The 20,936-nt window shown below is 62.5% G+C and carries 18 protein-coding genes; 1 reads left to right on the forward strand and 17 read right to left on the reverse strand.

Going from position 1 to position 20,936, the window contains the following annotated elements; translation table 11 throughout:
- Nucleotides 1-61: 61 nt before the first annotated feature.
- The 7 genes from pyrF to pyrR are packed head-to-tail and all read right to left on the reverse strand — an operon-like array spanning nt 62 to nt 8,963.
- A complete protein-coding gene (pyrF, locus tag AC1DCM_RS19880; RefSeq protein ID WP_477519447.1) occupies nt 62-946 on the reverse strand; it encodes an orotidine-5'-phosphate decarboxylase in 885 nt (294 codons plus the stop codon).
- Entirely contained in the window at nt 939-4,247 is a 3,309-nt protein-coding gene (carB, locus tag AC1DCM_RS19885) for a carbamoyl-phosphate synthase large subunit (protein ID WP_477519448.1), read from the reverse strand. The genes pyrF and carB overlap by 8 nt, the downstream gene beginning before the upstream one ends.
- Entirely contained in the window at nt 4,247-5,497 is a 1,251-nt protein-coding gene (carA, locus tag AC1DCM_RS19890) for a glutamine-hydrolyzing carbamoyl-phosphate synthase small subunit (RefSeq protein WP_477519449.1), read from the reverse strand. Before carA ends, carB begins: the two co-directional genes overlap by 1 nt.
- On the reverse strand, nt 5,478-5,999 hold the full coding sequence (locus AC1DCM_RS19895; RefSeq protein WP_442017744.1) for a PH-like domain-containing protein: 522 nt from the start codon (nt 5,997-5,999) through the stop codon (nt 5,478-5,480). The genes carA and AC1DCM_RS19895 overlap by 20 nt, the downstream gene beginning before the upstream one ends.
- Nucleotides 5,999-7,354, reverse strand: a complete 1,356-nt coding sequence (locus AC1DCM_RS19900) for a dihydroorotase (RefSeq protein ID WP_416416026.1) — start codon at nt 7,352-7,354, stop codon at nt 5,999-6,001. Before AC1DCM_RS19900 ends, AC1DCM_RS19895 begins: the two co-directional genes overlap by 1 nt.
- The gene (locus AC1DCM_RS19905; RefSeq protein WP_477519450.1) at nt 7,354-8,382 is read right to left on the reverse strand and encodes an aspartate carbamoyltransferase catalytic subunit; all 1,029 of its coding nucleotides are present in this window, start codon (nt 8,380-8,382) and stop codon (nt 7,354-7,356) included. The genes AC1DCM_RS19900 and AC1DCM_RS19905 overlap by 1 nt, the downstream gene beginning before the upstream one ends.
- Complete coding sequence (gene pyrR / locus AC1DCM_RS19910) at nt 8,379-8,963, reverse strand: bifunctional pyr operon transcriptional regulator/uracil phosphoribosyltransferase PyrR (protein ID WP_431115377.1); 585 nt, start codon at nt 8,961-8,963, stop codon at nt 8,379-8,381. The genes AC1DCM_RS19905 and pyrR overlap by 4 nt, the downstream gene beginning before the upstream one ends.
- A gap of 156 nt (nt 8,964-9,119) precedes the next feature.
- Between pyrR and AC1DCM_RS19915 the strand changes: the two genes are divergently transcribed.
- Nucleotides 9,120-10,373, forward strand: coding sequence for a PrsW family intramembrane metalloprotease (locus tag AC1DCM_RS19915; RefSeq protein ID WP_477519451.1), 1,254 nt, complete (start codon nt 9,120-9,122; stop codon nt 10,371-10,373).
- 63 nt (nt 10,374-10,436) lie between these two features.
- On the opposite strand, the gene nusB is transcribed toward AC1DCM_RS19915, so the two are convergent.
- From nusB to alaS, 10 genes are all read right to left on the reverse strand, one after another.
- Complete coding sequence (nusB, locus tag AC1DCM_RS19920; protein WP_216925562.1) at nt 10,437-10,847, reverse strand: transcription antitermination factor NusB; 411 nt, start codon at nt 10,845-10,847, stop codon at nt 10,437-10,439.
- On the reverse strand, nt 10,847-11,410 hold the full coding sequence (efp, locus tag AC1DCM_RS19925; RefSeq protein ID WP_011774957.1) for an elongation factor P: 564 nt from the start codon (nt 11,408-11,410) through the stop codon (nt 10,847-10,849). Before efp ends, nusB begins: the two co-directional genes overlap by 1 nt.
- Nucleotides 11,411-11,577: 167 nt before the next feature.
- On the reverse strand, nt 11,578-12,099 hold the full coding sequence (locus AC1DCM_RS19930) for a tetratricopeptide repeat protein (protein WP_442005703.1): 522 nt from the start codon (nt 12,097-12,099) through the stop codon (nt 11,578-11,580).
- Nucleotides 12,096-13,187, reverse strand: coding sequence for a 3-dehydroquinate synthase (gene aroB / locus AC1DCM_RS19935; protein ID WP_477519452.1), 1,092 nt, complete (start codon nt 13,185-13,187; stop codon nt 12,096-12,098). Before aroB ends, AC1DCM_RS19930 begins: the two co-directional genes overlap by 4 nt.
- The gene (locus tag AC1DCM_RS19940) at nt 13,184-13,750 is read right to left on the reverse strand and encodes a shikimate kinase (RefSeq protein ID WP_431115382.1); all 567 of its coding nucleotides are present in this window, start codon (nt 13,748-13,750) and stop codon (nt 13,184-13,186) included. The genes aroB and AC1DCM_RS19940 overlap by 4 nt, the downstream gene beginning before the upstream one ends.
- On the reverse strand, nt 13,750-14,949 hold the full coding sequence (aroC, locus tag AC1DCM_RS19945) for a chorismate synthase (protein ID WP_431115383.1): 1,200 nt from the start codon (nt 14,947-14,949) through the stop codon (nt 13,750-13,752). The genes AC1DCM_RS19940 and aroC overlap by 1 nt, the downstream gene beginning before the upstream one ends.
- Nucleotides 14,950-14,975: 26 nt before the next feature.
- Nucleotides 14,976-15,830 carry a shikimate dehydrogenase gene (locus AC1DCM_RS19950; RefSeq protein ID WP_431115384.1) on the reverse strand — a complete coding sequence of 285 codons (855 nt, stop codon included), beginning with the start codon at nt 15,828-15,830 and terminating at the stop codon, nt 14,976-14,978.
- Nucleotides 15,827-17,560 carry an endolytic transglycosylase MltG gene (mltG, locus tag AC1DCM_RS19955; RefSeq protein WP_477519453.1) on the reverse strand — a complete coding sequence of 578 codons (1,734 nt, stop codon included), beginning with the start codon at nt 17,558-17,560 and terminating at the stop codon, nt 15,827-15,829. Before mltG ends, AC1DCM_RS19950 begins: the two co-directional genes overlap by 4 nt.
- On the reverse strand, nt 17,557-18,147 hold the full coding sequence (gene ruvX / locus AC1DCM_RS19960) for a Holliday junction resolvase RuvX (protein WP_431115386.1): 591 nt from the start codon (nt 18,145-18,147) through the stop codon (nt 17,557-17,559). Before ruvX ends, mltG begins: the two co-directional genes overlap by 4 nt.
- Nucleotides 18,148-18,149: 2 nt before the next feature.
- On the reverse strand, nt 18,150-20,828 hold the full coding sequence (gene alaS, locus AC1DCM_RS19965; protein WP_477519454.1) for an alanine--tRNA ligase: 2,679 nt from the start codon (nt 20,826-20,828) through the stop codon (nt 18,150-18,152).
- Nucleotides 20,829-20,936: the final 108 nt, after the last annotated feature.

The following is a 20,936-nucleotide window of genomic DNA, read 5'->3' on the forward strand; positions in this document are numbered from 1 at the left end:
ACGCGAAACTGATCCTGAACCTACCGGCAGGCGGCAGGTTGCGCAATGAGGCGTCAGTGAATCATTCCGCTCGTAGCCCGTCGAGTGTTTCCTGGGTAGCCGCCCGCAAGGCAGCCTTCGTTGGACCGGCGGCAAGGATGCCCCGGCTCGACGTAGCCAGCACTGTGGGATAGGCGGCGCCGAACGTGGAGCGGAGATCCGCGGGCGTAGCACCCTGCGCACCCAGGCCAGGCGCCAGGATTGCTCCGCGGACCGGGCCGAGGTCGATGTCCAGATCTTCGAGTGCAGAACCGATGGTGGCGCCCACAACAAGTCCCACTGAACCCAGGACGCCCGTGTAGCGCTTGTTCTCGGCTGCGGCGGCGGAGACTATCCCGCGGGCGACGGAATTGCTTCCGCCAACGTGCTGGACAGACTTTCCCTCCGGATTGGATGTCAATGCGAGCACAAACACTCCCCTGCCATTTTGCGCAGCAAGGTCCAGGGCCGGACGCAGGGATTCGAAGCCCAAGTATGGACTCAAGGTCACTGAATCTGCGGCCAGGGCTGAACCGTCACGCAACCATGCATCTGCGTAGGCAGCCATGGTGGACCCGATATCACCGCGCTTGGCGTCGGCGATGCTCAGCACATCCGCCTCGGCAGCTGCGGCCAGGGTCCGCTCCAGGACAGCCATGCCCGCCGAGCCGTGGCGTTCGTACAATGCCACTTGCGGCTTCACCGCGGCAGCGAGGGAAGCCACGGCCTCCACAACGCTGAGCGAGAAGCGCTCCAGCCCGGCGACGTCGTCGTTCAGTCCCCAGTCAGCCAGAAGCTGGGGATGAGGATCGATTCCGACGCACAGCGGACCGCGGCTGGCCATTGCGGCAGCCAGCCGGGAGCCAAATGACTCCCGGTCCGGCTGCTGCGCGTCCTGGGCCTCGTGCCCAACAACAGAGTCAGGCATTGACGGCGGCCTGTGATGCGCTCAGGTTGGCTGCGTGCTCCTGCAGGCTGGTGACCGACCACTCGTAGGTGCGAAGTGCCTCAATTGCCTGCACGGCTGCGTTGAACTCAGCCACAGTGGTGATGCAGGGAATGCCGATGGAGGTAGCCGCTGCCCGGAGCTCGTAGCCATCGCTGCGGGCTTCCCCACCGGACGGGGTGTTGAACACCATGTCGATCTCGCCGGCAATGACGAGGTCTGCGATAGTGCCTTCACCTTCGGCGCTGCTGCCCTCGGCCACCTTGCGGACCGGAGTCGCCTGGATGCCGTTGCGGCGCAGGACGTCAGCCGTGCCACCCGTGGAGACGATCTCGAAGCCAAGGTCCGAGAGGCGCTTGACGCCCATGATCACCGAGCGCTTGTCGCGGTTGGCTACCGAAACGAAGATCTTGCCTTCGGTGGGCAGCGCGTTGTTTGCGGCGGCCTGGCTCTTGGCGAATGCGGTATCGAAGTGCTTGTCGATACCCATGACTTCGCCCGTGGACCGCATTTCGGGCCCGAGCAGGGAGTCGACAACCTTGCCCTCCGGAGTACGGAAGCGGCTGAACGGCAGGACAGCTTCCTTGACGGCGACCGGAGCGTCCAGGGGCAAGGTGGAACCGTCACCGGTTTCCGGCAGCATCTTGTAGGCGCTGCGGAGCTGGTTGATGGTGACACCGGTACCGATCAGTGCGGCAGCCTTGGCCATCTGAACGCCAGTGGCCTTGGAAACGAACGGTACCGTACGCGAAGCACGCGGGTTCGCTTCAAGGACGTACAGGACGTCGGAGGCCAGCGCGAACTGGATGTTGATAAGGCCACGGACGCCCACGCCCTCAGCGATGGCCCGCGTTGCAGTGCGCACGCGCTCGATCACGTTGTTGCCAAGTGTGATCGGAGGAAGGACACAGGCCGAGTCTCCGGAGTGGATACCGGCCTCCTCGATGTGTTCCATGATGCCGCCGAGGTACATGTCGGTGCCGTCGAAGAGGGCATCGACATCGATTTCGACCGCGTCTTCCAGGAAGCGGTCAATCAGCACCGGGTGGTCCGTGGTGATTTCCGTGGCGTTGGCGATGTAGCGGGAGAGGTTTGCCTCATCGTAGACGATCTCCATCCCGCGGCCACCCAGGACATAGGACGGACGGACAAGCACGGGATAACCGATCTCGTCAGCGATCTTCTTGGCATCCTCGAAGGAAACGGCGGTCCCGTTCTTCGGGGAGGTCAGGCCCGCCTCGTCCAGGACACGGGCGAAGGCGCCACGGTGCTCTGCGAGGTCAATCGCCTCAGGAGAGGTGCCCAGGATCGGCACACCGGCGTCGGCAAGCTGCTGTGCAAGCTTCAGGGGCGTCTGGCCACCGAGCTGGACGAAGACGCCCATGACGCCACCGGTGCGCTCTTCAGCGGCGATGACCTCGAGGACGTCCTCAAGGGTCAGCGGCTCGAAGTAAAGGCGCGTGGAAACGTCGTAGTCGGTGGAGACAGTCTCGGGGTTGCAGTTGACCATGACGGTCTCGTAGCCGGCCTTGCGCAGCGCCATGGAGGCGTGGACGCAGGAGTAGTCGAACTCGATGCCCTGGCCAATGCGGTTGGGCCCTGAACCAAGGATGATGACGGAGGGCTTGGCGTGCAGGCCTACCTCATCTTCCTCGTCGTAGGACGAGTAGTGGTACGGGGTGTAAGCGGCAAACTCAGCGGCACAGGTGTCCACCGTCTTGTAGACCGGACGGATACCCAAGGCCTGGCGGACGCCGCGGACCACTGCCTCATTGTTGTGCGTCAAGGCACCGATCTGCTCGTCGGAGAAACCATGGCGCTTGGCGTTGCGCAGCATTTCCTCGGTGAGCACGCCAGCCTTGCGGATCTCCTGCGCGGTCTCGTTAAGGAGCTGCAGCTGGTCCAGGAACCAAGGATCGATCTTGGTGGCTTCGAAGAGGTCTTCCACCGTGGCGCCACCCAGGAGCGCGCGCTGCACCTGGTGCAGGCGGTCCGTCGTGGGACGCTTGGCCTTCTCGATGAGCTCGGCAACCTCGTACTCCGGCACGGAGCTGAAGTCCAGCTGCGAGCCCTTTTGCTCCAATGAGCGGAGGGCCTTCTGCAGGGCTTCGGTGAAGTTGCGGCCCATGGCCATGGCTTCGCCAACGGACTTCATGGTGGTGGTCAGCGTGTTGTCGGCTGCCGGGAACTTCTCAAAGGCGAAGCGCGGCACCTTGACCACAACGTAGTCCAACGTCGGTTCAAACGATGCCGGCGTCTTCTGGGTGATGTCATTCGGGATCTCGTCCAGGGTGTAACCAAGGGAGAGCTTGGTGGCGATCTTGGCAATGGCGAAGCCCGTTGCCTTGGAGGCCAGCGCGGAGGAACGGGATACGCGCGGGTTCATCTCGATAACCACGACGCGTCCCGTAGCGGGGTCGATGGCGAACTGGATGTTGCAGCCACCGGTGTCCACGCCGACTTCGCGGATAACAGCGATAGAGACGTCCCGAAGCTTTTGGTACTCGCGGTCCGTGAGGGTCAGCGCCGGAGCAACCGTGATGGAGTCACCGGTGTGGACGCCTACGGGATCGAAGTTTTCGATGGAGCAAACAACAACGACGTTGTCGTTCTTGTCGCGCATCATCTCAAGCTCGTATTCCTTCCAGCCGAGAATGCTCTCTTCGAGCAGGACCTCGGTGGTGGGGCTGTACTGGAGGCCCTGGCCGACGATGCGGCGGAGGTCGTCCTCGTTGTAAGCCAAGCCTGAGCCCAAGCCACCCATCGTGAAGGACGGGCGGACCACCATGGGGTAGCCGAGGTCTTCGGCCGCAGCGAAGGCTTCGTCCATACTGTGAATGATGTGGCTGCGGGCCGACTCGGCGCCACAACGCTCAACGACGCCCTTGAACTTCTCGCGGTCTTCTCCGAGCTCAATGGCAGCAATGTTTGCGCCAATGAGTTCCACGTTGTACTTCTCCAGCACACCGTTCTTGTCCAACGCGATGGCAGTGTTCAGAGCCGTCTGGCCACCCAAGGTGGGCAGGATAGCGTCCGGACGTTCCTTGGCGATGATCTTCTCAACAACCTCGGGCGTGATGGGCTCGACGTAGGTCGCGTCGGCGAACTCGGGGTCCGTCATGATCGTGGCCGGGTTGGAGTTCACGAGGATGACGCGGAGGCCTTCCTCCTTGAGGACGCGGAGAGCCTGGGTACCGGAGTAGTCGAACTCGGCTGCCTGGCCGATGACGATGGGGCCGGAACCGATGACAAGGACGCTCTTGAGATCTGTACGCTTGGGCATTACTTCTTGTCCTCAGTCTTGGATTCGGTGGAGTTGGCGGCGCCGACGGTGGCCGATTTGGTTTCGGCCATGAGGTCGATAAAGCGGTCGAAGAGGTACGCAGCATCGTGCGGGCCAGCCGCAGCTTCAGGGTGGTACTGGACCGAGAACGCGGGGATGTCGAGGCAGGCGAGGCCCTCAACGACGTCGTCATTCAAGGAGACGTGGCTGACTTCCACGCGGCCGTAACGCTCCTCGGGGGCGATCGTGGCACCGTTCAGCGGCGCGTCGACGGCGAAGCCGTGGTTCTGCGACGTGATTTCAACCTTGCCGGTGCGGCGGTCCATCACCGGCTGGTTGATGCCGCGGTGGCCGTAGCGGAGCTTGTAGGTTCCAAAGCCGAGGGCACGGCCCAGGATCTGATTGCCGAAGCAGATGCCGAAGTAGGGCAGTTTCTCGTCCAGAACCGAGCGCAGGAGTGAGACCTGGTGGTCTGCGGTGGCAGGGTCACCGGGCCCGTTGGACATGAAGAAGCCGTCCGGATTGACCGCGTTGACATCCTCCAGGGTGGACGTCGCCGGAAGGACATGCACCCGCACGCCGCGCTCCGCGAAGCGGACCGGGGTCATGGCCTTGATGCCGAGGTCGACGGCGGCGATGGAGAACCTGGGCTCGCCATCCCAGCCGTGGTCCTTGGGTTCCACGACGTACGCCTCATCAATGGACACCTCTTCAGCCAGCGCCGCGCCTTCCATGGGGGCGCTTGCCAGCACGGCGTTCAGGAGCTCCTTGTCCGATGCCTGGGCGGCCTCGCCCGAGAAGATGCCTGCGCGCATGGTCTTGTGCTCGCGGAGGTGCCGGGTGATGGCACGGGTGTCGACGCCCTGGATGCCCACGATGCCTTGCTCCACGAGTTCATCATCGAGACTGCCTTCCGAACGCCAGTTGGAGGGGCGGCGGGCAGCGTCGCGCACAATGTACCCTGCCACCCAGATGCGGCGGGACTCAGCGTCTTCGCTGTTGACGCCCGTGTTGCCGATGTGGGGTGCTGTCTGCACCACGAGCTGGCGGGCATATGAGGGATCGGTGATGGTCTCCTGGTAGCCGGTCATTCCGGTGGCGAAGACGGCCTCACCGAGGGCCGTTCCCTGGGCGCCGTAGCTGCGGCCGCGGAACATGCGGCCGTCTTCCAGCACCAGTACTGCTGCGGAGGGGGTGGGTGTGGTGGCTGCTTTACTGTCCGTCACTTTATTACTTTCCACTATCGGCATCTGCCTGAGGGGCTGCGGAGATCAATTCTTGAATGGCTTCGAGGAGGAGCTCTTTGTCGGCTGCATGCCTGGTCCGGAATCCGGTATCCAGTTCCTTGCCGCCCAGCTTCCAGCTGACGACCAGGAGTCCGTCTTTTTCCACGAACTTCCCGGCCATGCCGGCTGCTTGGCGGCTGTCAGCCACTGCGGCGCGCGGGATGAACACCGGGGCGGCGCCCGAGCGGTCGAACAAGATGCCTTCAGTATGGATGCTCAGTTCCGCATTGGTGCGGAGTCCGAGGCCTTGCACTGCGATCCGGTCCAGCCAGTCACCTGCCGTGGTAGTGGCAACGTACTGGCCCTCCGCTACTACCGTGGCCGGTGTCAGCTGCTGCGGCACCTCGGGGAGGCGTTCGACGTCGGCTTGTCGCCTGAGCCTGTTCCGCCACCCCAGCCAGATCATCATCAGGACGACGATGATCAACGGCACCGTGATGAGCACGGTGAGTGTCTGGTTGCTCATCAGCTACCGCTGACTGCCCCGGCGGCATCCGGGGTTGGGTAGTTTCCGGCGTACCGGTACGGGGTGTTGAGCTTGCCGTTGAGAACCGTTGGGTGGCCCTTGAAGAAGGTTGCCACCACGGATCCGGGCAGCTCTTTGCCCTTGAACGGTGAATTGCGGCCCATGGTGGCCATCTTATGGGGGTCGACCGTCCAACGCGCAGCCGGGTCCACCAGGATGACGTTGGCGGGCTCGCCTTCCTCCAACGGGCGGCCCTGGTCCGCCACGCGGCCGATAACTGCCGGCGTGAAAGAGGTGACCCTGGCGAAGTCGGCCCACGTCATGAGTCCGGTTTCGATCATCGTCTCCTGGACAACAGACAATGCCGTTTCCAGGCCAGTCATGCCCATGGCCGCCTGGGCCCATTCGCATTCCTTGTGCTCGCTGGGGTGCGGGGCGTGGTCCGTGCCGACAACATCGATCGTGCCGTCAGCCAGGCCTTCACGGAGCGCCTGGACGTCCGCATCCGTACGCAGCGGCGGGTTGACTTTATACACGGGATCGTAGCTGCGGACCAGTTCGTCGGTGAGGAGCAGGTGGTGGGGCGTGACCTCGGCCGTGACGTTGATCCCCCGGGCTTTGGCCCAGCGGACGATTTCAACAGATCCAGCGGTGGAGACGTGGCAAACGTGGAGGCGGGAACCCACATGCTGCGTGAGCAGGACGTCGCGGGCGATGATGCTTTCCTCTGCCACGGCCGGCCAACCGGCGAGACCCAGCACCGCCGAGACAGCGCCTTCGTTCATCTGCGCCCCGGCGGTAAGGCGGGGTTCCTGCGCGTGCTGGGCAACCACGCCGTCGAACGCTTTGACGTACTCCAGCGCGCGGCGCATCAGCACGGGATCGTGCACGCAGATGCCATCATCGGAGAACATCCGCACCTGGGCGCGGGAATCCGCCATCGCACCCAGTTCCGCAAGTTGTTCACCGGCCAGGCCAACCGTGACAGCGCCAACAGGACGCACGTCCACCCAGCCGGACGCGCGGCCGAGGCTGTGGACCTGTTCGACGACGCCTGCCGTGTCAGCAACGGGGTTGCTGTTGGCCATGGCGTGGACGGCCGTGAAGCCACCCAGGGCTGCGGCACGAGTGCCGGTCTCGACCGTTTCAGCATCTTCGCGGCCGGGTTCGCGCAGGTGCGTGTGGACGTCAACCATGCCGGGGAGGGCAACCAGGCCCGTCCCGTCGATCACTGTGGCGTCGTCGTCGTGCAGATCCTTGCCCCGGGCGGCGATGATGCCATCGCGGATCAGCAGGTCTTCAGCTTCGCCGCCGAGAATGGCGGCCCCGCGGATCAGGTACGTGTTCTCGGCCATCAGTTGCTCTCCTTGGTGGGCTGGCTTACAGAGTGGGGGGTTGCTGCCGTTGCGGCAGTTGCTTCGCGGGAATCCCCGGAGAGCAGCAGGTAAAGGGCGGCCATGCGCACTGAAACACCGTTCCGCACCTGTGCAAGCACTGTTGAGCGGGGCGAATCGGCGGCGGCCGAGGAAATTTCCAGGCCACGGTTCATGGGGCCGGGGTGCATGATGATGGTGTCTTTCATGCCAAGGTCATCCAGTGCCCGAAGCCGTGCGTCGTCGAAGCCCCAGCGCCGTGAGTACTCACGGGTAGACGGGAAGAACGAGGCATGCATGCGCTCACCCTGGACTCGCAGCATCATCATCGCGTCGACGCCCGCTTCCAGCGTTTCGTCCAGGTTGTAGCTGACCTTGCAAGGCCAGTGCTCGACGCCGATCGGCAGCAGTGTGGGTGGCGCAACCAACGTGACCTCGGCACCCAGCGTTCGCAGGAGCCAGACGTTGGACCGGGCCACTCGGGAGTGCAGGACATCTCCGACGATCGCCACACGCATGCCTCGAAGGTCCGCACCAGTGGATTTCGTCCCCTTGAGCTGGGACCAGTGGCGGCGCATGGTGAACGCGTCCAACAGCGCCTGTGTGGGGTGTTCGTGGGTGCCATCGCCTGCGTTGATCACTGCGGCGTCGATCCAGTCCGTAGCGGCAAGCCGGTGCGGAGCGCCGGAAGCCCAGTGACGGATGACCACCGCGTCCGCGCCCATGGCGGCCAGCGTCTGCGCAGTGTCTTTGAGGGACTCGCCTTTGGACACCGAAGATCCTTTGGCGGCGAAGTTGATGACATCGGCTGAAAGCCGCTTTGCTGCAGCTTCGAAGGAGATCCGCGTACGGGTGGAGTCCTCGAAGAAGAGGTTCACTACCGTACGGCCACGGAGGGCGGGGAGCTTCTTGACCTCGCGGTCGCCGACGGCCGACATTTCCTCGGCTGTATCCAGGACGCGGATGGCGTCGAAAGCGCTGAGGTTCTCAGTGGAGAGGAGGTGCTTCACTTTCCGGCCTCGATTACTACCTCGTTGACCGGAACGCCGTCCACGGAGTCGATTTCCTCGAGGTGGACGCGGACCTTTTCCGCGGAGGAAGTTGGTAGGTTCTTGCCTACATGGTCCGCACGGATGGGAAGCTCACGGTGGCCCCTGTCCACCAGGACGGCCAGGCGGACAATCCTGGGACGGCCAAGGTCCACCAAGGCGTCAAGTGCAGCCCGGATGGTGCGGCCCGAATACAGGACGTCATCAATGAGGACAACAACCTTGTTGTCGATACCGGACAGTGGCAGGCGTGTGTGGTGGGGCGGCCTGGTGGGCTGGTGTGAAAGATCGTCACGGAACATGGTGACGTCGAGTTGCCCGACGATCGTTTCCGCGTTGACGCTGGGGTCAGCCGCAGCGATCTTGTTGGCGAGCCGCACGGCCAAGGGATAACCACGGCTGGGAATGCCCAAAAGAACCAGATCCTGGGAACCTTTGTTGGCTTCGAGGATCTCATGGGCGATACGAGTCAGCGCGCGATCAATGTCCGCTTGGTTGAGAACAACCCGCGACGGAACCTGCGCTGAGGTGACTTCAGTCATTCGCTCGTCTCCCCTTTCCCCGCCTCACGGGACGGAATTAAAAAAGGAATATTTGCCTTCCAAAACTACCACAGCGCAAACTGGCAGCCTCACCGGGCGGCGGACGAGGCGGTGAGTTAAAGCTCACAGTCAAGGCTGTGGAATAGGCTCTAGGCCATGAGCAGCAACCATCCTGGGCACGCCGGCGGACACCAGCCCTACCCGCGGCCCTATCTGGAACCAGCCGCCAATCCAACATGGATCGGACGCGTACATCCCGGAAACTACCAACCAGCCCCCGGGAACCCCGGCGACCTTCCCCAGCAGACCTGGGCGGCTCCACCGGCATCCCGGGGACGCCGGTCGCCGGGCACACTCCCCCTGCTCCTGGCGGGCGTCATATTAGTCCTCGGCAGCCTTCTCCTGGTGGTTCCGTTCCTGCTGGGCAATACAGGAATCGCCGGCTTCGTGATCGGGTTCATCGCCTCCCTGATCCCGTTGTCGGTAGTGCTGCTGACCGTACGGCTCATTGACCGTTGGGAGCCGGAACCGAAAAGGCTGCTCTGGTTCGCTTTCACGTGGGGAGCCGCAGTTTCGATTGCCGGAACCCTGTTAATCCAGCCCCTCTTCGCCTTGGCAGCTCCTACCACCAGCGAAGAAGCATTCACATACTTCATGGCCACGGTCCAGGCTCCCATCGTGGAGGAATTCACCAAGTCGCTAGGCCTGTTGCTTCTCATCCTTGGTGCCCGGAAGTACTTCGATGGCCCCGTGGATGGTGTCGTCTTTGCTTTTACCATCGCCGCCGGCTTCGCTTTCACGGAGAACATCCTCTACTTCGGCCGTGAGATCGCGTCATCATCGGAGCCCGGCACGGACCTTGTCCGCATCTTCATCCTGCGTGGGGTAATGTCACCCTTCGCACATGCCATTTTCACGGGAACAACCGGCCTCGTCATGGGATTCGCCGCCCGGAGGTGGCATTCCGGCTATGCAGTCCTGGCCTTCGTCATCGGCCTCCTGCCGGCCATGTTCCTGCACAACAGGTGGAACAGCATGGGCCAGGACTTCCTGCTGGACTACTTCGTGGTGCAGGTGCCAATCTTCCTGATCGCGGCCCTCGGCATCATTTTCCTGCGCATTGCCGAAGGCAAACTCACGCGCCAGCGGCTCCTCGAATATGCCAGGGCCGGATGGTTTACGCCTGCCGAAGTTGAAATGCTGGCAACATCCCAAGGAAGACGACATGCCCTTCGGTGGGCGGCCTCCAGTGGTCGCGCCGCACAGATGCGCGCATTCATCAAGGGTGCCACGGCCTTGGCGTTCACGCGCCAACGCATCCTCACCGGCCGCGATGTGCTCCTTCATCAGCAGGATGAACTTGACCATCTTCGTGCGATTCCAGCGCTTCGGGCGGCTGTGCTGCACTAGGAGCTTGAGCACGCTTAAAGAGAAGGACCCGCATCCTGAATGGATGCGGGTCCGGCGGTGCACTTAGGCGAGAAGCGACGGCTTGAGCTTCTGGAGCCGGCCAAGCAAGCCGTTGATGAAGGCCGGTGATTCGTCCGTGGACATCGTCTTGGCGAGGGCCACAGCTTCGCTGACAGCCACTCCGTCCGGGACTTCGTCGTTGTAGAGGAGTTCCCAAGCGCCAATGCGGAGGATGATGCGGTCTACCGAAGGCATCCGCTCCAGTGTCCAGCCCTGGGCATAGGTCTGCAGGAACTCATCGATGGTTGGCTGCATGGAGACGACACCCTCAACGATTTCCATCGTGTAAGGATTGATGACGAGATCCGTCTTCTCCCGACGCGCCTTGAGCGCGTCAAAAGCCGAAACGGAGCGCTGCTCCGCCTCGAAAAGTACTTCAAGTGCCCTGCTACGGGCTTTACCGCGTGCGCTCACTAGTCGTTGACCCGGCCCAGGTAGCTGCCGTCGCGGGTATCAACCTTGACTTTGGTACCCTGCTCCACGAACAGCGGAACCTGGATTTCGTAGCCGGTTTCCACGGTCGCAGGCTTGGTGCCTGCCGAGGAGCGGTCGCCCTGGAGGCCGGGCTCGGTGTAGGTGATTTCGAGAACGACGCTCGGCGGCAACTCGATGTACAGCGGCGTGCCTTCGTGGATGGCGATGTTCACCATCTGGTTCTCAAGCATGAAGTTTGTGGCGTCGCCGACCGTGGCACCGGAAACGGTGATTTGGTCGTAGTCCTGGGTGTCCATGAAGACGAAGTCTTCGCCATCCTGGTACAGGTACTGGTAGTCACGGCGGTCAACCGTAGCGGTCTCGATCTTCAGTCCGGCGTTGAAGGTCTTGTCAACCACCTTGCCGGACATGACATTGCGCATCTTGGTGCGAACGAAAGCGCCACCCTTGCCCGGCTTGACGTGCTGGAACTCAATGATGTTCCAGAGCTGGCCCTCGAGCTTCAGTACGGTTCCGTTCTTGATGTCGTTTGTGGTTGCCACTCGTATCCTCTGGTTTCTCTCACTGGTTCTAGCTACGGTTTCTAGCTTCCAGCCGGGTATGCCAGCCAGCACGCCAAAAGGCGTGCCAGCGCGTATTTATCAAAAATCCAAGAACCATTCTACCGTCAAATGCACAGTGGCTTGCCTACGGGTGGTTTCGCCCGGGATCAGGACGCGAGTTCCAGCACATCCCTGGCCCGCTGGAGGGCCACCGCAGAGGAGTAGATCAGTGCGGCATCGGCAGCCTTGGCAACCCTTAGGTCCAGTGCCTTGGCGAACTCCTCGGATGCTGCCAGCGCATTTCCGCTGACGAAATATGCCCGGCCTAAATACTGGTGGACGATCGCTTCCTTGGAAGTACCTTGGACTTCCTGCAGCAGCTGGCGGAACAGTTGGATGGCACGATCCAGGCGATTGGTGGCCCGGTGGACTTCGGCTTCAAAAATCCGCAATCGGAAGGATTCCGGGTCCTTGTAGCGTGCCTCAGCGAGCAGTTCCGCCGCTTCCTTGGGCTGGTTTTCCAGCAGCAGCGCCATGATCCGGTCCGCAGGGTCTTCCGAAGCCGCCAACGCAGACTCCAATGCGTCTTCGTTGACGATGACGGGCAGCAAAGTATCGGGGTTCGTGCGGACGCCCGGGAATCCGCCGGTTGGCCAGTCGCTGACGCCTTCTCTGAGGGCGGTCATCATGAAGCAATCTCCTGGTAAGCGGCAAACAACAGGGAGGTATCCGGGACGTCCAGAATGCCGGGCTTGCCCACGCCGTCCAGGACAACAAAGCGCAGGAGGTCCCCACGGGACTTCTTATCCCGGCGCATCCCGTCCAGCAGGCCTTGCCAGCGGTCCTTGCGGTAGGTGATAGGGAGGCCAAGGCTCTCAAGGATGGTGCGGTGCCGATCGGCGTCGGCGTCCGAGAGACGTCCAACGCTCCGGGCCAATTCCGCAGCGAACATCATGCCTACCGACACGGCCGCGCCATGGCGCCACGAATAGCGCTCCACGAGTTCAATGGCATGGCCCAGGGTGTGTCCATAATTCAGGATCTCGCGCAGCCCGGATTCCTTGAGGTCCTGGGAGACGACGTTGGCTTTGACCGCAATGGCACGCTCGATGAGTTCACGGACAACGTCCGATTCCGGGTCCATCACTGCGTCCGTGTTCTTTTCAACGAGGTCCAGGATCACGGGATCGGCGATAAAGCCGCACTTGATGACCTCTGCCATTCCGGAAATCAGCTCATTCCTGGGCAAGGTCTTGAGCGTGTCCAGATCCGCCAGTACAGCCGCAGGAGGATGGAACGATCCCACCAGGTTCTTGCCTTCGGCAGTGTTGATACCCGTTTTGCCGCCAACTGAGGCATCCACCATACCCAGCAGGCTGGTGGGCATGTGAATGACTTTGACTCCCCGCAGCCACGTGGCTGCAACGAATCCGGCGAGGTCGGTCACAGCGCCGCCACCGACGGCAACAATAGCGTCCGAGCGGGTGAAGTCGTTCTGTCCCAGTACCTGCCAGCAGAAAGCGGCAACCTGTATGTGCTTGCCTTCTTCGGCGTCCGGGATCTCGGCTGTCAGTGCCGTAAAGCCAGCAGCTTCGAGCTCATCGCGGACGGTGTCCCCGGTCAGGCGAAGGGCGCGCGGGTGAATGACAAGCACGCGCCGAACCCGCTCGCCAAGTTTGGCGGGGAGGGATTGCAGGAGGCCACGGCCCACCACGACGTCGTAGTTCTCCGCGGTTGATTGGCCGGTCACCTTGATGACAGTTGCTTCGTTGCTCACTTTTCAACTTCCTCTTTCAAGGCTGCATGCTGGCGCAGCCGCTCCTCCAACTGGAGGCCGATTTCAGCCACGGATCCCGAACGGACGTCCAGGACGATATCTGCAAGACGCTCATAGACCGGACGCCTGGTGGCAAACAGGGCCTCCCATCGGGACATAGCGTCGCCCTGCAGCAAAGGCCTTCCGGTGTTTCGCGCGATCCGGTCCGCAACAGTCGAGGCATCGCATTCCAGGTAAACCACGGTGCACTCCCCCAGCAATTGCTGGGTTCCCGAGTCCAGGACGGCTCCGCCACCCAGCGAAATCACCGCTGGTTGTTGCTTGGCGCCCTCGATGGCCTTCGCCACCGCCCGGGCTTCAATTTCCCGGAACGCGTGTTCTCCCCGACCAGCAAAAATGTCAGCGATGCTGCCGTGCGCTGCGACCACCACGGCGTCGGTGTCCACGAAGGGAACGCCGAGCTGCTGCGCAAGTTGCTGGCCGATCGCAGACTTGCCAACTGCCATGGGGCCCACCAGGACAACGGGACGGCCAGCGCAGCCGTCCTGGGTAGCGCGGCCCACTACCGGCCGACCGAGTCCAAGGTTGCCGGAATGTTATCCAGGTAGCTCTGCAGGTTACGCGTGGTCTCGGCAACAGAGTCACCGCCGAATTTCTCGGCAATGGCTTCTGCGAGGACAAGGGCCACCATGGCCTCCGCCACAACGCCCGCTGCCGGAACTGCGCAGACGTCCGAACGCTGGTGGTGCGCCTTGGCTGGCTCCCCGGTGCTGACATCAATGGTTCGCAGCGCACGGGGAACTGTGGCAATGGGCTTCATGGCGGCGCGGACGCGCAGAACTTCGCCGATGCTCATGCCACCCTCGATGCCGCCGGCACGGTTGGTCTGACGAATGATTTTGCCGTTCTCATCCTTGAGGATTTCGTCGTGCGCTGCAGAACCACGGCGGGCAGCGGTGAGGAAGCCGTCACCGACCTCCACGCCCTTGATGGCCTGAATACCCATCAGCGCTGCGGCGAGGCGGGAATCGAGGCGGCGGTCCCAATGGACGTAACTGCCCAATCCAGGGGGAAGTCCGTAGGCAAGGACCTCAACCACGCCTCCAAGGGTCTCGCCTTCCTTGTGGGCGGCATCCACCTCGGCCACCATGGCATCCGACGTTTCGCGGTCGAAGCAGCGCAGGGGATCTGCGTCAAGGGCGATGACGTCCTTGGGCAGAGGCAACGCCTTGCCCTCAGGTACGGTGACGCTGGCGATGGAAACGGTGTGGCTGACCAATTCCACGCCCAGCTGCTTAAGGAACTGGGCGGCAACGGTACCGAGAGCAACACGGGTGGCGGTTTCACGCGCACTTGCGCGCTCAAGCACCGGACGGGCTTCGTCAAAGCCGTACTTCTGCATCCCGGTGAAATCGGCGTGCCCAGGGCGCGGGCGGGTCAGCGGGGCGTTCCGGGCTTGGTCGGCAAGGACTTCAGGGTCCACTGGATCAGCAGACATAATCTGCTCCCATTTTGGCCATTCGGTGTTGCCCACCTGAATGGCAACCGGACCACCCTGGGTGATGCCGTGACGCACGCCACCGAGGATCGTGACTTCATCCTGCTCAAACTTCATGCGGGCGCCACGTCCGTAGCCCAGGCGACGACGCGCCAAAGCATCACGGATTTGCCCGCTGGTGAGCTCAACACCGGCAGGCACGCCTTCAACAATTCCGATCAGAGCCGGACCATGGGATTCACCGGCAGTCAACCAACGCAACATATAACCAATCCTGCCATGTAAGGCCTCTAGAACACTCGCCGGGGGAGCCCAACTGAGTCGCACATCACATCTATGACGGAGGCGTCAACGTCACAGCCACTGAACTGCCGGATCTGCTCCGCCGCTTGGTACATCAGCATTTCAAGTCCGGGAACCACCGCTCCCCCATGGCCGTGCCAAACCTCGGCGAGGCGGCTCGGCCAAGGGTCATAAGCGACGTCCAGCAAAACCCCCGCCCCTGTTCCTGGCAGGGCAGCGAGTTCCTCCGCAAGCGCATCGGCCGCGCGCGGAGGAAAGGTGGAGATGACCAGCCCGGATCCGGCCACTGCTGTAGCCGCCTCACTGAGGGGGCGGAGCCGCAGGGAAATTCCGACGGCGGCCGCGGCGGCTTGCGCGTCGACGGCGCGTGTTGTGTCGCGAACGAAAACGTCGACGTGTTCAGCTCCGAGCTCGTGGATGGCAGCGATGGCGGCAGCTGAGGTACCCCCACCGCCAAGAACGGCGGCATGCTGTGCAGAAGCGATTCCTGCGTAACGTACTGCCTCCACGATGCCCTTGACATCGGTGTTGTAGCCGACGCGGCGGACCGATCCGCCGTCGTTCTCGAAGACCACCGTGTTGATAACACCCAAGTGGGCGCCAGCGCCACGAACCTCGTCGACTTCCCTGACCATGGCCGACTTCAACGGCATGGTTACCGAAAGCCCACACCACGCCCCATCCCCGCGAAGGGAATCCATGAACGCCGGAAGCCTATCCACTGTCAGGTCGATGGCCGAGTATTCGATGTCCACACCGAGCTTGGCATAGGCAGCAGTGTGCATCGCCGGAGACTTCGAATGTGAGATCGGGTGCCCGAGGACAGCGGCGCGACGACTCACACGCACCGTCCGGCGTTGGCCTGGCACCATGCGTTGTACTGCTCAACGTAAGTGCTGTGTTCGGCCAGTGTCTTGGAGAACTTGGTCTCCTTGGTGTCCAGGTTGATGGTCACCCAGTACAGGTAATCATTTTGCGTCGGTTTGGCCGCCGCATCGATCGCCGTCTTGCCCGGGGAACCAATCGGACCGGCCGGCAGCCCTGGGTTTGCATAGGTGTTGTAGGTGTTGGACTTGTCAGCCTTCTCTTCATCCGTGAGGTGGAAGGACTTCTTGCCCAGACCATAGGTGACTGTGGCGTCTGACTGGATGAGGCCGTTGGTCTCGGTGTTATTGGGCTTGAGCCGGTTATAAATTGCGCCGGCGACGTTTCCGTAGTCGGCCTGGCCGCCCTCTGCCTGGACGATGCTGGCGATGGTTACGGTGTCGTACTGCTTGGCCGGATCCGTAATTCCTTGGGCCTTGAGCTCGTCAAGGGTGCTGGATACCAGCTTCTGGATGATGTCCTTACCCGATGTGCCCAGCGGGAAGCGGTACTCTCCCGGAGCGAGGAAGCCCTCCAGGTTCTTGGCCTTCGCAGGCACCCCGAATTGTCCGGGCGCCTGGTTGAAGCCATTGAGCTGGGCCATGGGAATGCCGGAGCCCTTGGAGATTGCCTCCAACGACTCGTTGATCCGGAGACCTGCACTCAAGGCGAAGTAGATCACCTTGGAAGCGTCTTTGTTGGCGAGGACCGCAACGGCGTCGGAGTTTTTCATCTCGGTACGGAAGGTGAATTCCCCCGGCGAGAGTTCACCGCCCTCGCTCACGAATTCCTTGACGAAGGAATCCGCATCTGCCACGACGTGGTTTTCCACCAAGGCGGTTGCCACAGCCTTGGGGCCGGCCCCTTCCGGCACCGTAATGCTGACGGAGCCAGTGCCCGGACCGGGGTAATCGGTGACTTTGTCCATGCCAAGGAGGGGCTTGAGGAATTGCGCGCCGATCGCGATGGCGGCAACAAAGACTCCCAGCGTGATCAGCAAGGCAAGGACACGACGGCGGCGCCGCGCCTTCTTGGCCGCGGCTTTGGACGCGGCCGTAACTTCTACTGGAGCGATGAGGTGGTGGTGCTCGTCATGTAGCTCTTCATGAAGGTCTTCATGGAGCTCCATGTGACCTTCGTGGGCTTCGTAAGCGTACTCGGGCGCATGTTCTGCAAATGCATGATCGTCAACGTGGACAGAGCCTTCGTGGACCGAGCCTTCGTGGACACCGTAATGGTGGGCCTCGTTGGCATGACCGGCATAGACATGTGCAACAGCTGGTACCGGAAGGGCATCGTCATGGTGCTCCTCTTCCGAAAGCACAGGATCCACGTGTTCACTGGCATCCACGTGTTCACTGGGAGCCGGCGTCGCAACTGCCGGTGCTGCTTCCGGAACGGGCGGAGTCACGACCGCCCGCACGGGTTCGGGCGCAACCGGTTCAGGCGCAACGGGTTCAGGCGCAACGCGTTCCGGCACAACCGGTGCAGGCGCAGCTGCTGGCCTGGGAACAGCGGGAATCGGGCGGGGCAGTTCAGGCTCAACGTCAGCCGAAGGCGCTGCTTCCCCCGGCGTCGCTTCGGGAACGGGTACGACGTTCTGGTTCTGGGTGGCGAGGAATCGTTCCCGCGCCCGCAGTTCCTTGCGGGTCAGCGGCATGCCGCCGCCGGCGGTCCCGCTGGAGGGGTCGTTGTTGACCGGGCTCACAGTTGCAGTCCCCTCGTAGAAGAATCTGGTTCAGGGCCGGAGGAAGCCTGCAGCGTTGGGGCACTGCTGGATGTATCGGACTGCGCCGGTGCATTTACGCGGCGGCCAACGTCCGTTCCTCTGGCTTTTTGCATGTCGATCGCGTGCTGAAGTATTCCAGCAGCGGCAACCTGATCAACCACTTTACGGTGGTTCTTGCTGCTCATGCCAGCTTCGTGCAGGTTCCGGTGCGCCGTAACAGTGGAAAGACGCTCATCTACGAGGTTCACGGGAACGTCCAAACCGGCGCGGGCAAGCTCGCCCACCAGCAGTTCGGCGTACTCCGTTGCCATCTGCGCGGAGCTTCGTTCCTCGCCCTTCATGGTCTTTGGAAGGCCCACGAAAATCTGCACGGCCCGCATCTCCGCAGCCTGTTTAACCACCACGCGAACATCGGAGTTCTTCTTGGCGTCGCGGCTCACTGTCTTGAAGGGCGTGGCCAGGATTTCGTCGGGGTCGCAAATGGCCAGCCCAACCCTGACGGTGCCGACGTCTACCCCCAGCTTGATGCCTTGGGGGTAGACGCCGCTGTTCGTACTGGAATTCACCGTTAACGCTTGGCTATCGCATCCACCACCGCTGTGAGGGCCTCAGAGACCTTCCCAGCGTCGGTGCCGCCACCTTGTGCGACATCGTCCTTGCCACCGCCGCCACCACCGAGGATGCCCGCGGCAAGGCGCACCAACGCTCCGGCCTTCACACCGGCTTCACGGGCGGCTTCATTCGTGGCAATCAAAATGACGGGGCGATCATTGCTGACACCGGCAACTGCCACAGTGGCGGCTTCGGAGCCCAGACGGTTGCGGAGATCGAGGGCAAGGTTCCGGAGATCGTCTGCTCCACCCACTTGGCCGGCATCGTGGGCTACAACCCGCACACCCGCGGCGTCCTTGGCGGTACCCACGAGGTTGGCGGCCGCTGCGGCCAGCTGCTCCTTGCGAAGGCGGTCGAGTTCCTTCTCTGTTGCCTTCAACTTGTTCAAGGTGCTGGAGATGCGGTCCGCGAGCTGGCCGGAGGGAACCTTCAGCAGTTCCGTGAGTTCCGTAACCAGTGCTCGCTCAGCGGCCAGGTGGCGGAAAGCGTCCAAGCCCACGAAGGCCTCCACGCGGCGGTTTCCCGAGCCGACGGACTGTTCACCCAGCAGGGAAAGGCTGCCAATGAGGGAGGTATTGGACACGTGGGTGCCACCACAAAGCTCGCGGGACCACGCGCCGTCGATCTCCACCACACGCACTTCGCTGCCATAGTTCTCGCCGAACAGAGCCATGGCGCCCAGCGCCTTGGCTTCTGCCAGTCCCATGACTTTGGTGTCCACCCGGTAGTTGTTCCGGATAGCGATGTTGGAAACCTCTTCAATTTCCGATCGCGTGGCGGGACTCAGGCCCTCACCCCAGGCGAAGTCGAAGCGGAGGTAGCCGGCCTTGTTGTAGGAACCACGCTGGGTAGCTTCCGGGCCCAGGATCTGGTGCAGCGCGGCATGCACAATATGCGTACCAGTGTGCGCCTGCTCAGCTGCGTGGCGCCGTTCACGATCGACGGCGGCGCGCACCAGGGCATCGGTGGCGATCTCACCTTCCCGGACGATTGCCTTATGGACGCTGAGGCCCTTTACCGGGCGCTGGACGTCCAGGACCTCGACGACGAATCCGTCGCCGGTGATGAGGCCTGTATCGGCCGACTGTCCACCGGCTTCTGCGTAGAATGGCGTCTCATTGAGGACCACTTCGATTTCGTCGCCCGTGGAGGCGTGCGCCACCCGCTGACCCGCGCTGAGGATACCGCGAACCTTGGACTCGCCATCAAGCTCGTCGTAGCCGGTAAAGGTGGTCTCGCCTTGGCCCAGCATTTCCTGGTAGGCGCTGAGGTCGGCGTGGCCGCCCTTCTTGCCTTTGGCATCTGCCTGTGCGCGCTGGCGCTGTTCAAGCATGAGCGAACGGAAGCCGGCTTCGTCAACCTTGAGGCCGGCTTCTTCAGCCATTTCCAAAGTGAGGTCAATGGGGAAGCCGTAGGTGTCATGGAGCGCAAAAGCGTCAGCGCCGGACAAGGGAACGCCTGCAGCCTTGGATTCGGCCACTGCATCCTCCAGGCGTGCTGTACCAGAAGCAATGGTGCGCAGGAACGCCTTTTCTTCGGCGTAGGCAATACGGCTGATGCGGGCGAAATCGGTCTCCACCACCGGGTAAACACCCTTCATGGCGTCGCGGGAAGCCGGAAGAAGGTCCGGCAGGCAAGCCTTTTCGACGCCGAGCAAGCGCATGGCGCGAACAGCACGGCGGATCAGGCGGCGCAGAACGTAGCCGCGGCCTTCGTTGGACGGTGCCACGCCGTCGGCAATGAGCATCAGGGCCGAACGGATGTGGTCTGCAACAACGCGCATGCGGACGTCGTCAGTGTGGTGGGGATCATCGGCGGATTCTGCAGAGGTGTACTCACGGCCGGACAGCTCAGCAGCCTTGTCAATGACAGGACGGACCTGATCGGTCTCGTACATGTTCTCGACGCCTTGGAGGATCATCGCGAGCCGCTCCATGCCAAGGCCGGTGTCGATGTTTTTCTGCGGCAGTTCGCCGACGATGTCGAAGTCCACCTTGGAGCGGACGTTCTCAATCTGGTACTGCATGAACACGAGGTTCCAGATTTCGATATACCGGGTCTCGTCAGCCAGCGGGCCGCCTTCGATGCCATAGGCAGGGCCGCGGTCGTAGTAGATCTCCGAGCAAGGGCCGGCGGGGCCCGGCTGGCCAGTGGACCAGTAGTTGTCAGCCTTGCCCATGCGCTGGATGCGCTCGGCCGGAATGCCGGTGTTCTTGAGCCACAGTTCCTTGGCTTCGTCGTCTTCTTCGTAGACCGTCACCCAAAGGCGCTCGGCCGGAAGTCCATAGCCGCCGTCGTCAACGCTCTTGGTGAGTAGCTCGAAGGCGAACTTGATGGCATCTTCCTTGAAGTAGTCGCCAAAGGAGAAGTTGCCGCACATCTGGAAAAACGTGCCGTGCCGGGCCGTCTTGCCGACTTCCTCGATATCGCCCGTGCGGATGCACTTCTGGACGCTGGTGGCGCGCTTGTAGGGAGGCTCTTCGCGCGCGGTCAGATAAGGAATGAATGGGACCATGCCGGCCACAGTGAAGAGAAGTGACGGGTCGCTTGAAACGAGCGACGCGGAGGGAACGGCGGTGTGGCCCTTGCTGACAAAAAAGTCCACCCAGCGTTTGGTGATCTCCTGCGACTTCATTAGCTGATTACTTACCCTTCTCAATTCACTGCACACGTTGTGCGCGGAACCGGCTGTTGCCCTTCCGCAGCTTTCCATTCTGCCCTGTTGCGGGCGCGGGAGCGAACC

It is taken from the genome of Paenarthrobacter sp. 10N417, from assembly GCF_056394745.1.